The organism is Escherichia sp. MOD1-EC7003 (assembly GCF_002965065.1).
Classification (GTDB): domain Bacteria; phylum Pseudomonadota; class Gammaproteobacteria; order Enterobacterales; family Enterobacteriaceae; genus Escherichia.
In genome coordinates, this window is sequence record NZ_PTRE01000054.1 from 15,349 (window position 1) to 27,234 (window position 11,886).

Below are 11,886 nucleotides of genomic sequence, written 5' to 3' on the forward strand. Positions count from 1 at the left end.
CATGAAAATCAAAACTATTTTAACGCCAGTAGCCTGCGCTCTGCTGATAAGCTTTTCCACCCATGCCGCTAACGCCGACAATTATAAAAACGTGATTAACCGTACCGGTGCGCCGCAGTACATGAAGGATTACGACTACGACGATCACCAGCGTTTTAATCCATTTTTTGATCTCGGTGCCTGGCATGGTCATCTGTTGCCAGATGGCCCGAACACCATGGGCGGTTTTCCGGGCGTTGCGCTGCTGACGGAAGAATACATCAACTTTATGGCCAGTAATTTCGACCGCCTGACCGTCTGGCAAGACGGCAAGAAAGTCGACTTCACGCTGGAGGCATACAGTATTCCCGGCGCTCTGGTGCAAAAACTGACAGCAAAAGATGTGCAGGTCGAAATGACTCTGCGTTTCGCCACGCCGCGCACCTCACTACTGGAAACCAAAATAACCAGCAATAAACCGCTGGATCTGGTGTGGGACGGCGAACTGCTGGAAAAACTGGAGGCGAAGGAAGGGAAACCGCTTTCCGATAAAACCATTGCTGGCGAGTACCCTGACTATCAACGCAAAATCAGCGCCACCCATGATGGCCTGAAAGTCACCTTTGGCAAAGTGCGCGCCACCTGGGATCTGCTGACCTCCGGTGAATCGGAATATCAGGTGCATAAATCCCTGCCAGTGCAGACTGAAATCAACGGTAATCGCTTTACCAGTAAGGCGCATATCAACGGTTCGACGACGCTTTATACCACCTATTCCCACCTGCTGACCGCTCAGGAAGTTAGCAAAGAGCAAATGCAAATCCGCGATATTCTGGCGCGTCCGGCGTTTTATCTCACTGCCTCGCAGCAACGCTGGGAAGAGTACCTGAAGAAAGGGCTAACCAATCCGGATGCGACGCCGGAACAGACGCGCGTCGCGGTGAAAGCAATCGAAACGCTCAACGGTAACTGGCGATCGCCTGGCGGCGCGGTGAAATATAACACCGTCACACCGTCAGTGACCGGGCGCTGGTTCTCCGGCAATCAGACCTGGCCGTGGGATACCTGGAAGCAGGCGTTTGCGATGGCGCATTTCAATCCGGATATCGCCAAAGAGAATATCCGCGCGGTCTTTTCCTGGCAGATCCAACCAGGAGACACCGTACGTCCGCAGGATGTGGGATTTGTCCCCGACCTGATAGCGTGGAACCTTAGCCCGGAGCGTGGCGGCGATGGCGGCAACTGGAACGAACGTAACACCAAACCCAGCCTTGCCGCCTGGTCGGTGATGGAAGTGTATAACGTCACCCAGGATAAAACCTGGTTGGCAGAGATGTACCCGAAGCTGGTGGCCTATCACGACTGGTGGCTACGTAACCGCGATCACAACGGCAACGGCGTACCGGAATATGGCGCGACCCGCGATAAAGCCCACAACACTGAGAACGGCGAGATGCTGTTTACGGTGAGAAAAGGCGACAAAGAAGAGACGTGGTCTGGGCTGAACAACTATACCCACGTGGTGGAGAAAGGCCAGTATGACAGTCTGGAAATTCCGGCACAGGTCGCTGCGTCGTGGGAATCGGGCCGTGATGATGCCGCCGTCTTTGGTTTTATCGACAAAGAACAGCTGGATAAATATGTCGCTAATGGCGGCAAACGTAGCGACTGGACGGTGAAATTCGCCGAAAACCGCAGTCAGGACGGAACGTTGCTGGGCTACTCGCTATTGCAGGAGTCGGTGGATCAGGCCAGCTATATGTACAGCGATAACCATTATCTGGCAGAAATGGCGACCATCCTCGGTAAGCAGGAAGAGGCCAAACGCTATCGTCAGTTGGCACAGCAGCTCGCGAACTACATCAACACCTGTATGTTCGACCCGACTACGCAGTTCTACTATGACGTGCGCATTGAAGATAAACCGCTGGCGAACGGCTGCGCGGGCAAACCAATTGTCGAGCGCGGTAAAGGGCCGGAAGGCTGGTCGCCGCTATTTAACGGTGCGGCAACGCAGGCCAACGCCGACGCGGTGGTGAAGGTGATGCTCGATCCTAAAGAGTTCAACACCTTTGTACCGCTGGGAACGGCGGCATTAACCAATCCGGCTTTTGGCGCGGATATCTACTGGCGCGGACGCGTATGGGTGGATCAGTTCTGGTTTGGTCTGAAAGGGATGGAGCGTTACGGTTATCGCGATGATGCCCTGAAGCTGGCAGATACGTTCTTCCAGCACGCCAAAGGATTAACCGCCGATGGTCCGATTCAGGAGAATTACAATCCGCTGACCGGCGCGCAGCAAGGGGCACCAAATTTCTCCTGGAGTGCCGCGCATTTGTATATGTTGTATAACGATTTTTTCCGTAAGCAGTAATTTGCAACGGCTGGTGGATGCAGCGTAAACGCCTTATCCACCCTACATGTACAATCCCGTAGGCCGGATAAGGCGCGGCAAGCGCCGCATCCGGCATCTGCATCGCGGCACTGGTGGATGCGGCGTAAACGCCTTATCCACCCTACATGTACATTCCGTAGGCCGGATAAGACGCGGCAAGCGCCGCATCCGGCATCTGCACCGCTTCACTGGTGGATGCGGCGTGAACGCCTTATCCACCCTACATATACATTCCGTAGGCCGGATAAGACGCGGCAAGCGCCGCATCCGGCATCTGCACCGCTTCACTGGTGGATGCGGCGTGAACGCCTTATCCACCCTACATATACATTCCGTAGGCCGGATAAGACGCGGCAAGCGCCGCATCCGGCATTTGCACCGCGCCACTGGTGGATGCGGCGTAAACGCCTTATCCACCCTACATGCACGTTCCGTAGGCCGGATAAGACGCGGCAAGCGTCGCATCCGGCATTTGCACCGCTTCACTGGTGGATGCGGCGTAAACGCCTTATCCACCCTACATATACGTTCCGTAGGCCGGATAAGGCGCGACAAGCGTCGCATCCGGCATTACCATCGGGCGTATTCTTTTTGAATCCCATCACAAACCCTACATTCCTCTTTTCCCTTTTCTCCGGTGACGGCTAAATTAGAACTCATCCGACCACATAACAATTATTTTACATAGTGGATAATCTTATGAGCTACCCGTCGCTGTTCTCCCCACTTGATTTAGGCTTCACCACATTAAAAAACCGAGTGTTGATGGGTTCAATGCACACCGGTCTGGAGGAATATCCAGACGGTGCCGAGCGGCTGGCGGCGTTTTATGCCGAGCGCGCCCGTCACGGCGTGGCGCTGATTGTCAGCGGCGGCATTGCACCAGATTTAACAGGCGTTGGCATGGAAGGCGGCGCAATGCTCAACGACGCCAGCCAACTCCCGCACCATCGCACCATTACCGAAGCGGTACATCAGGAGGGCGGCAAAATTGCCCTGCAAATTTTGCATACCGGACGCTACAGCTACCAGCCGCATCTGGTAGCACCGTCCGCATTGCAGGCTCCGATCAACCGCTTCGTTCCTCATGAACTCACCGATGAAGAGATTCTGCAACTGATCGACGATTTCGCCCGCTGCGCACAACTGGCGCGGGAGGCTGGATACGATGACGTAGAGGTAATGGGTTCCGAAGGGTATTTGATCAACGAGTTTCTTACCCTGCGCACCAATCAGCGTGGTGACCAGTGGGGCGGCGATTACCGCAACCGAATGCGGTTTGCCGTTGAAGTGGTGCGGGCGGTGCGCGAACGCGTCGGCAACGATTTCATTATTATCTACCGTCTGTCGATGCTCGACCTGGTGGAAGGCGGCGGCACTTTCACCGAGACGGTAGAACTGGCGCAGGCCATCGAAGCGGCGGGCGCAACCATTATTAACACCGGCATTGGCTGGCATGAAGCGCGCATTCCGACCATCGCCACGCCAGTGCCGCGCGGTGCCTTTAGCTGGGTCACGCGCAAACTGAAAGGCCACGTCTCGCTGCCGCTGGTAACCACCAACCGGATTAATGATCCGCAGGTTGCCGACGATATTCTCTCGCGTGGCGATGCTGATATGGTATCGATGGCGCGACCGTTTCTTGCTGATGCGGAGCTGCTGTCAAAAGCGCAATCAGGGCGAGCCGATGAGATCAACACCTGTATTGGCTGCAACCAGGCCTGTCTGGATCAGATCTTCGTTGGCAAAGTCACCTCGTGTCTGGTGAATCCTCGCGCCTGCCATGAAACCAAAATGCCGATCCTTCCCGCCGTACAGCGCAAAAATCTGGCGGTGGTCGGCGCAGGTCCGGCAGGGCTGGCGTTTGCCATTAACGCGGCGGCGCGTGGTCATCAGGTAACGTTGTTTGACGCCCACAGCGAGATCGGCGGGCAGTTTAATATCGCCAAACAGATCCCAGGCAAAGAGGAGTTTTACGAAACGCTGCGCTACTACCGCCGAATGATCGACGTGACCGGAGTAACGCTAAAACTCAATCACACCGTGACGGTGGAGCAGTTACAGGCGTTCGATGAAACGATCCTCGCCAGTGGGATCGTGCCGCGCTTTCCGTCTATCGACGGGCTCGATCATCCGAATGTATTGAGTTATCTCGATGTACTGCGCGACAAAGTGCTGGTGGGCAACAAAGTTGCCATCATCGGTTGTGGCGGGATTGGTTTTGATACCGCGATGTATTTAAGTCAGCCTGGCGAATCCACCAGCCAGAATATCGCTGGGTTCTGTAATGAGTGGGGGATCGACAGCAGCCTGCAACAAGCTGGTGGCTTAAGTCCGCAGGGAATGCAGATCCCTCGTAGCCCACGGCAGATTGTGATGCTCCAGCGCAAAGCCAGCAAACCAGGACAAGGGTTGGGCAAAACCACCGGCTGGGTCCATCGCACCACCTTGCTCGCACGCGGCGTGAAAATGATCCCCGGCGTAAGTTATCAGAAGATCGACGATGACGGGCTGCATGTGGTGATCAACGGCGAAACGCAGGTATTCGCAGTGGATCATGTGGTGATCTGCGCGGGGCAGGAGCCAAACCGCGCGCTGGCGCAACCGCTCATTGATAGCGGGAAAACCGTGCATTTAATTGGCGGCTGCGATGTAGCTATGGAGCTGGACGCACGACGGGCGATTGCCCAGGGAACACGGCTTGCGCTGGAGATTTAAATTGTTATTTGAAGTGCCGGATGAGGCCGCTTGCCGCGTCTTATCCGGCCTGGGGGTAACGTGCTAAACGTAGGCCGGATAAGGCGTTTACGCCGCATCCGGCAGGTAGCGTTAATCAATCAACAAGGCAGGAGAAATACCGAATCGCGCTGCCAGTTTCTTAGCGTGTTCCAGTGTTAATTTTCTCTTCCCGTTCAAAACGCGTGACACCATGGATTTACTGCCTATTTCCGGAAGATCGGAAAGAGTTAAACCATATTGATCCATAAGGGTACGAATCACGGCTATACCGCCAGGCATGGCTTGAGCCATGGCATTAAATTCAGCAAATTCGGGCGCTGATTCTTCCCACACGGTTATTTTGGCACACACCAGATCCAGCAAGGGGTTTTCAGGATCGTTGAGCAGCAGATGATCTACCAGTTCCAGCGCCTGGGCGTATTGTTCTTCGTTCTGAATACCCGCCAGAAAAGGTGCCACAGCAGTTAACTTTTCTCCTGCTTGCAAGATGTCGGCAATCGCAATCATTTTCGCCCTTATGTAATTGGCTCAAGCGTAGGGTGACGTTTCTATTTTTAATGGTGTATCCCAGTCTAATTTAAAGGGACTATTAGCCACATCCTTCTGTTTATTTATAATCATTACCCTATTATGATAGCAGCCTAATTTTTTAAGATCATGTTGTTGATCTTCCCCACTCCACCAAAGATAACCATATAAATAGCTTTTATTAAACTCGTCCCATGAAGAAAAATTTTTCTGAATTTTCGATGTTACATCAAAGACTTCTTTTATATAACGTTGTTCATCTATCCACCCAGCCAAATAATAATCTGCTAATAAATGATTTGCCCGACTTAAATCCCATGCAAGAATCGCATTATTGCCAAAATCAAGATGCGCATCATGCATTACTCTCATTTTAGTAAGCATTTTTTTATCAGTGATATTTGTGAATAATGTTTGCCAGTTTTGCTCTGTCTCTAAATTTATGACATTTTCAGTTATGTGTTTAAGCTCTTGAAGAAATTGTTCGTTATGTCGACCATCAACAAGCGACTGGAGCATCTCCATACCCGCTGATATGTCTTCTACTCCCCAGAAGCGTTTACAACGACCTTTTGCAGTAAGGCGGTTATCTTTATTATACTCATGGCCCGCTAATAACCGATAATCACCACCGTTTAATACAGTGATTACAAGGTGCGTTCCATTAACAAATCGCATCGTATCATTTAACAACGGAGCATTATCTCTTTTTTTACGTTTTCTTTTTACATCTAACCAAGCCCATGTAAGAGCAACAGGAACAGTAACAGCAAGTCCTAGCAAAGTATATTTATCCATAATTATTCCGTTCGATGTAATGCTGAAAAAGATTGTTAATAATATAGAGTAGCAAATTGACAAAAAAGTCCTTAAACGGACCTTTCGTATTTAGAACAATTTTATTCTGAAAAATAGATTAGAAATAATGATATAGCGATGAACTTATTTACCGGATCGGGCATTTCAACCGCAATCCGGCATTACAAACAAGACTTACCGACGACGCCCCAGCTTCACCGTTTTCAACACCACAAACTTATTATTCGTGGCAATAGTGGTGCAGTTGCCGAAAATTTTCTTCAGTTTGTGGAAGTAATCCAGATGGCGGTTAGCGACGATATACAGCTCGCCGTTGATTTTCAGGCAGCGGCGGGCGTGGTGGAACATCTCCCAGGCGACGTTATCGGTCAGCGCATGTTGCTGATGAAACGGCGGGTTGCAGAGCACAGCATTAAAGCGGAAAGGCTCCACGCCGGAGAGCGCGTTGTTGATCATAAACTCGCAGCGATCCAGCGCTTCAGGCATGTTGGTTTCTACGTTCAAACGGCTTGAAGCAACCGCCATCGGTGATTCATCGACAAACACCACTTTCGCCTGCGGGTTTTTATCAAGCAGCGTCAGGCCAATAACGCCATTACCACAGCCAAGATCGACAATCTCACCTTCGAGATTCTCTGGCAGATGCTGCATAAAAAAGCGCGCGCCGATATCCAGCCCGGTGCGGGAGAAGACATTTGCGTGATTGTGGATAGTCCAGTCAGTACCTTCCAGCTTCCAGCTAACGGTCTGTGGCGCATCAGCAAGCGGCGGTTCATTGAAAGTGCAATTAATCAGGCGCGCTTTTTTCCATGCCAGTGTGGTGGTGGTCGGGCCGAGCACTTTTTCGAACAGCTCCAGCGTGGAGGTGTGAATGTCACGGGCTTTGGCACCGGCAATAATACGTGTATCCGGCGTGACTACTTTGCGCAGCGCACGCAGTTGTTGTTCCAGCAACGCCAGCGTTTTCGGCACCTTGATCAGCACCACTCCCGGCTGTTGCGGGTAGTCTGCGGTGCTGTCGAGAAACTTCACGCTCGACTCATCAATCCCGTTGAGGCGTAAATTCTCACGCGTCGCCAGTTCGCTGATGTATGAGTCGCCAATGCTGTAAGGCTTATGTTCTGCCAGCACACAGCTTAACGCACCAAAGGCATCATTCAGGATCAACACCGGGCCGCGGATTTCTGTGTCGTCCAACTGTTGCAGCAAATATTCATCCGCTGCTTCCCACGCCTGTAGCGGGTTAACGTCATCCGTCGCCGGAAAACGTTGTAGTGTCAGTGAACGGAAACCGTTGTCTAAGTGGCTCATCGGCCCTCCTGAATGATAAAATTTCGACGTTGCCCCTGAAAAGGGTGCGTGAGTATACCCTTTTTCTCTTTTTCGTGGGCGGTTATGAGCAATCTTACTTATCTTCAGGGTTATCCCGAGCAACTACTTTCCCAGGTGCGCACGCTGATTAACGAGCAGCGCCTGGGCGATGTGCTGGCAAAACGCTATCCGGGAACACACGACTACGCCACTGACAAAGCCCTCTGGCAATATACTCAGGATCTGAAGAATCAGTTTCTGCGCAATGCCCCGCCGATCAATAAAGTGATGTATGACAATAAAATCCACGTACTGAAAAACGCGCTCGGCTTACATACCGCTGTTTCTCGTGTGCAGGGCGGCAAGCTGAAAGCAAAAGCAGAGATCCGCGTCGCGACCGTGTTTCGTAACGCGCCGGAACCGTTTTTGCGCATGATCGTGGTGCACGAGCTGGCGCACCTGAAAGAGAAAGAGCATAACAAAGCGTTCTACCAGTTGTGCTGCCATATGGAGCCGCAGTACCACCAGCTGGAATTCGACACCCGGCTGTGGCTGACGCAACTGTCGCTTGGGCAGGACAAAATCTGAAAATGATGTCAGGCGTTATCTTTTTCCCCGTTAGCGCCTAAAATCAATCTCCCCTCATTCGTTAAGGATAACGGCCATGTTGCGCGCATTTGCCCGCCTTCTTCGCCGCGTTTGTTTTTCTCGCCGAGCTCTTAAGATTGCCTGTCTACTGTTGCTCGTAGCTGGAGCGGCAATTTTTATCGCCGATCGTGTAATGATCAACGCCAGCAAGCAGCTGACCTGGAGCGATGTCAAGGCTGTTCCGGCGCGTAACGTGGGTTTATTGCTGGGGGCAAGACCGGGCAATCGCTACTTTACCCGACGTATTGATAGTGCAGCAGAGTTGTACCATGCCGGAAAAGTAAAGTGGCTTTTGGTGAGTGGCGATAACGGACGTAAAAATTATGATGAAGCGTCCGGAATGCAGCAGGCTTTGATCGCTAAAGGCGTACCGGCCAAAGTGATCTTCTGCGACTATGCCGGATTCTCAACGTTAGATTCAGTGGTGCGCGCCCAAAAGGTGTTTGGTGAAAACCATATCACCATTATCTCGCAAGAGTTTCATAATCAACGCGCCATCTGGCTGGCAAAGCAGTACGGTATCGATGCTATCGGGTTTAACGCGCCAGACCTGAATATGAAGCACGGCTTTTATACTCAACTGCGGGAGAAACTCGCTCGCGTCAGCGCGGTGATTGACGCAAAAATCCTCCATCGTCAGCCGAAATATCTCGGGCCGTCGGTCATGATTGGGCCGTTTAGTGAGCATGGCTGTCCGGCGAAAGAATAATGCGTATCTGCGCACGTCGAAGATGAAAAAGGCATGCTACATTGACGGCAGAATCCCTTTATGGAGTATCCACGCGTTATGATACGTCTCGCTGTGATTGGTACGAACTGGATCACCCGCCAGTTCGTCGAGGCCGCCCATGAGAGCGGTAAATACAAGTTAACCGCCGTCTATTCCCGCAGCCTTGAACAGGCTCAGCACTTCGCTAATGATTTTTCTGTCGAGCATCTGTTTACGTCGCTGGAAGCGATGGCCGAAAGCGATGCCATTGACGCGGTGTATATTGCCAGCCCGAATGCCCTGCACTTTTCCCAGACGCAACGTTTCCTTAGCCACAAAATTCATGTGATTTGCGAGAAGCCACTGGCGTCCAATCTGGCAGAAGTGAATGCAGCCATTGCCTGTGCGCGGGAAAACCAGGTGGTGCTGTTTGAGGCATTTAAAACTGCCAGCCTGCCGAATTTTCATTTGTTACGCCAGGCACTGCCGAAAGTCGGCAAATTGCGTAAAGTCTTTTTCAACTATTGCCAGTATTCCTCGCGATATCAGCGTTATCTGGATGGCGAGAATCCCAACACTTTTAACCCGGCGTTTTCTAACGGCTCGATTATGGATATCGGCTTTTACTGCCTGGCGTCAGCAGTAGCGCTGTTTGGCGAACCGAAAAGCGTACAAGCCAGTGCCAGTTTGCTGGCAAGCGGTGTGGATGCCCACGGCGTGGTGGTGATGGATTACGGTGATTTCAGCGTTACGTTGCAGCACTCAAAAGTGAGTGATTCTGTCCTGGCGAGCGAGATTCAGGGCGAAGCGGGATCGCTGGTGATTGAAAAACTGTCTGAATGCCAGAAAGTGTGTTTTGTACCGCGCGGCAGCCAGATGCAGGATCTCACCCAACCGCAGCATATTAATACCATGCTGTACGAAGCAGAGCGGTTTGCTGAACTGGTGGATGAGCATCTGGTGGATCATCCTGGGCTGGCGCTCAGTCGCATCACCGCCAAACTGCTGACCGAGATCCGCCGCCAGACCGGGGTGATTTTTCCGGCTGATAGCGTAAAACTATAATTGCCAAAGTAAAACAGTGTAAAAGTTATGTAACATCCCATTGACTGACTGAATGGTCTGTCATACTTTGTTACCTGCAAAGGGGAGTAACTTCATTGCCGGTCGATCGTCATTACGATGTGTGAAAAACCACATCCGGTCACCGGGCAACCCGAAAGGAATACGCAGACGTATTCCTTTTTTGTTGTAAGTGAGACCTTGCCGGAAGGCGAGGTCTATGCATAAAAAGCAGCGGCTGACGTCTTCCGACGTTGGCCGTTTTTTTGTGTAAGGAACTTCTATGAATACTGTCGGCACGCCGTTGCTATGGGGTGGATTCGCTGTTGTTGTCACCATTATGCTGACTATCGACCTGTTGTTGCAGGGGCGTCGTGGGGCACATGCCATGACCATGAAACAGGCCGCGGCCTGGTCGCTGGTTTGGGTGACGCTGTCGTTACTGTTTAACGCCGCTTTCTGGTGGTATCTGGTGCAAACCGAAGGTCGCGCCGTTGCCGATCCACAGGCACTGGCCTTCCTCACAGGTTATCTGATTGAGAAATCGCTGGCGGTCGATAACGTCTTTGTCTGGCTGATGTTGTTCAGCTATTTCTCTGTTCCGGCGGCATTACAGCGTCGCGTGCTGGTGTACGGCGTACTCGGGGCGATTGTTCTGCGTACCATCATGATCTTCACTGGCAGTTGGCTGATTTCGCAGTTCGACTGGATCCTGTATATCTTCGGCGCCTTCCTGCTGTTTACTGGCGTGAAGATGGCGCTGGCTCATGAAGATGAATCAGGCATCGGCGACAAGCCGCTGGTGCGCTGGCTGCGCGGTCATTTGCGCATGACCGACACCATCGACAACGAGCATTTCTTTGTGCGTAAGAATGGCTTGCTGTATGCCACGCCGCTGATGCTGGTGTTGATTCTGGTAGAGTTAAGCGACGTGATTTTCGCCGTGGATAGCATTCCGGCAATCTTCGCCGTGACCACTGACCCGTTCATTGTGCTGACCTCAAACCTGTTTGCGATCCTCGGCCTGCGTGCGATGTATTTTCTGCTGGCGGGTGTAGCAGAACGTTTCTCGATGCTCAAATATGGTCTGGCGGTGATTCTGGTGTTTATCGGTATCAAGATGCTAATTGTCGATTTCTACCATATTCCCATTGCTGTCTCACTGAGCGTGGTGTTTGGCATTCTGGTGATGACGTTTATTATCAACGCCTGGGTGAATTATCGGCATGATAAGCAGCGGGGAGAATGATTCGCTGTATATTAAGCCATTACTAGAGATAACTCATTCCAGACAAAGGTGAGCTATTAATTATGTAATCGGCTTATAGCTCTTTACAAAAAGACCGCACGGGTGTTGGTGGCGTCAAAATCGCCGAAGCGTTCCCTGGAGGCCGGGCCGACGCGCATGGATGCGCGGCGAGGGCGCATCTTACAGGGACGTTACCTTGCGCCCGACCCGGTAGCCGCAAGGGATAAGCTGAGGAAACCGCGCAGCGGCGATTTTGTTCGCCAGAGCCTGGGGGTGCAGGGGGCGGCGGCGATTGGCCGCCCCCTGCGCCAGTGACTTTATATGGCATAGCACATTAAAGGAGCGCAACCGTTCTCATATTCCAAATAGTTTTGCCCATATGTTATGTGACTGCTCCCCGCCGTAAACGGCGAGGCTTCCCACTTCTTAGGCTGCAACTGGCATAGA

General features: G+C 52.1%; 10 protein-coding genes. 7 read left to right on the forward strand and 3 right to left on the reverse strand.

The genetic code is table 11. From position 1 onward, the window contains the following. Nucleotide 1 precedes the first annotated feature (1 nt). Nucleotides 2-2,353: an alpha-glucosidase gene (gene ygjK / locus A7090_RS10315; protein ID WP_105273963.1), complete on the forward strand. Its 2,352-nt coding sequence runs from the start codon at nt 2-4 to the stop codon at nt 2,351-2,353. A 720-nt stretch (nt 2,354-3,073) separates the two neighbouring features. Then, nucleotides 3,074-5,092 (forward strand): NADPH-dependent 2,4-dienoyl-CoA reductase, encoded by a 2,019-nt coding sequence (gene fadH, locus A7090_RS10320; protein WP_105273964.1) that lies wholly within the window; start codon nt 3,074-3,076, stop codon nt 5,090-5,092. 111 nt (nt 5,093-5,203) lie between these two features. Here the strand turns inward: fadH and higA are convergent, their stop codons facing one another. From higA to rlmG, 3 genes are all read right to left on the reverse strand, one after another. Further along, nucleotides 5,204-5,620, reverse strand: a complete 417-nt coding sequence (gene higA, locus A7090_RS10325) for a type II toxin-antitoxin system antitoxin HigA (RefSeq protein ID WP_105273965.1) — start codon at nt 5,618-5,620, stop codon at nt 5,204-5,206. Nucleotides 5,621-5,641: 21 nt separating this feature from the next. Further along, nucleotides 5,642-6,439 (reverse strand): DUF1266 domain-containing protein, encoded by a 798-nt coding sequence (locus A7090_RS10330; RefSeq protein WP_105273966.1) that lies wholly within the window; start codon nt 6,437-6,439, stop codon nt 5,642-5,644. A 195-nt stretch (nt 6,440-6,634) separates the two neighbouring features. Beyond that, nucleotides 6,635-7,771 (reverse strand): 23S rRNA (guanine(1835)-N(2))-methyltransferase RlmG, encoded by a 1,137-nt coding sequence (rlmG, locus tag A7090_RS10335; protein ID WP_105273967.1) that lies wholly within the window; start codon nt 7,769-7,771, stop codon nt 6,635-6,637. A gap of 84 nt (nt 7,772-7,855) precedes the next feature. Here rlmG and A7090_RS10340 point away from each other — a divergent pair, with 84 nt between their 5' ends. The 5 genes from A7090_RS10340 (at nt 7,856) to A7090_RS25980 (ending at nt 11,754) form a co-directional block, all read left to right on the forward strand. Next, nucleotides 7,856-8,359, forward strand: coding sequence for a M48 metallopeptidase family protein (locus A7090_RS10340; protein ID WP_001295542.1), 504 nt, complete (start codon nt 7,856-7,858; stop codon nt 8,357-8,359). 76 nt (nt 8,360-8,435) lie between these two features. Continuing rightward, the gene (locus tag A7090_RS10345) at nt 8,436-9,128 is read left to right on the forward strand and encodes a SanA/YdcF family protein (RefSeq protein ID WP_105273968.1); all 693 of its coding nucleotides are present in this window, start codon (nt 8,436-8,438) and stop codon (nt 9,126-9,128) included. A 78-nt stretch (nt 9,129-9,206) separates the two neighbouring features. Next, complete coding sequence (locus tag A7090_RS10350; protein ID WP_105273970.1) at nt 9,207-10,193, forward strand: Gfo/Idh/MocA family protein; 987 nt, start codon at nt 9,207-9,209, stop codon at nt 10,191-10,193. Nucleotides 10,194-10,473: 280 nt separating this feature from the next. Continuing rightward, entirely contained in the window at nt 10,474-11,439 is a 966-nt protein-coding gene (alx, locus tag A7090_RS10355; protein WP_105273969.1) for a TerC family membrane protein Alx, read from the forward strand. Nucleotides 11,440-11,595: 156 nt separating this feature from the next. Further along, nucleotides 11,596-11,754, forward strand: a complete 159-nt coding sequence (locus A7090_RS25980; protein ID WP_157941459.1) for a hypothetical protein — start codon at nt 11,596-11,598, stop codon at nt 11,752-11,754. The last annotated feature ends 132 nt before the right edge of the window (nt 11,755-11,886 follow it).

Coding starts and splice junctions, on each gene's coding strand:
- ygjK (WP_105273963.1), top strand. CDS start 2: ATGAAAATCAAAACTATTTTAACGCCAGTAGCCTGCGCTCTGCTGATA.
- fadH (WP_105273964.1), top strand. CDS start 3,074: ATGAGCTACCCGTCGCTGTTCTCCCCACTTGATTTAGGCTTCACCACA.
- higA (WP_105273965.1), bottom strand. CDS start 5,620: ATGATTGCGATTGCCGACATCTTGCAAGCAGGAGAAAAGTTAACTGCT.
- A7090_RS10330 (WP_105273966.1), bottom strand. CDS start 6,439: ATGGATAAATATACTTTGCTAGGACTTGCTGTTACTGTTCCTGTTGCT.
- rlmG (WP_105273967.1), bottom strand. CDS start 7,771: ATGAGCCACTTAGACAACGGTTTCCGTTCACTGACACTACAACGTTTT.
- A7090_RS10340 (WP_001295542.1), top strand. CDS start 7,856: ATGAGCAATCTTACTTATCTTCAGGGTTATCCCGAGCAACTACTTTCC.
- A7090_RS10345 (WP_105273968.1), top strand. CDS start 8,436: ATGTTGCGCGCATTTGCCCGCCTTCTTCGCCGCGTTTGTTTTTCTCGC.
- A7090_RS10350 (WP_105273970.1), top strand. CDS start 9,207: ATGATACGTCTCGCTGTGATTGGTACGAACTGGATCACCCGCCAGTTC.
- alx (WP_105273969.1), top strand. CDS start 10,474: ATGAATACTGTCGGCACGCCGTTGCTATGGGGTGGATTCGCTGTTGTT.
- A7090_RS25980 (WP_157941459.1), top strand. CDS start 11,596: ATGGATGCGCGGCGAGGGCGCATCTTACAGGGACGTTACCTTGCGCCC.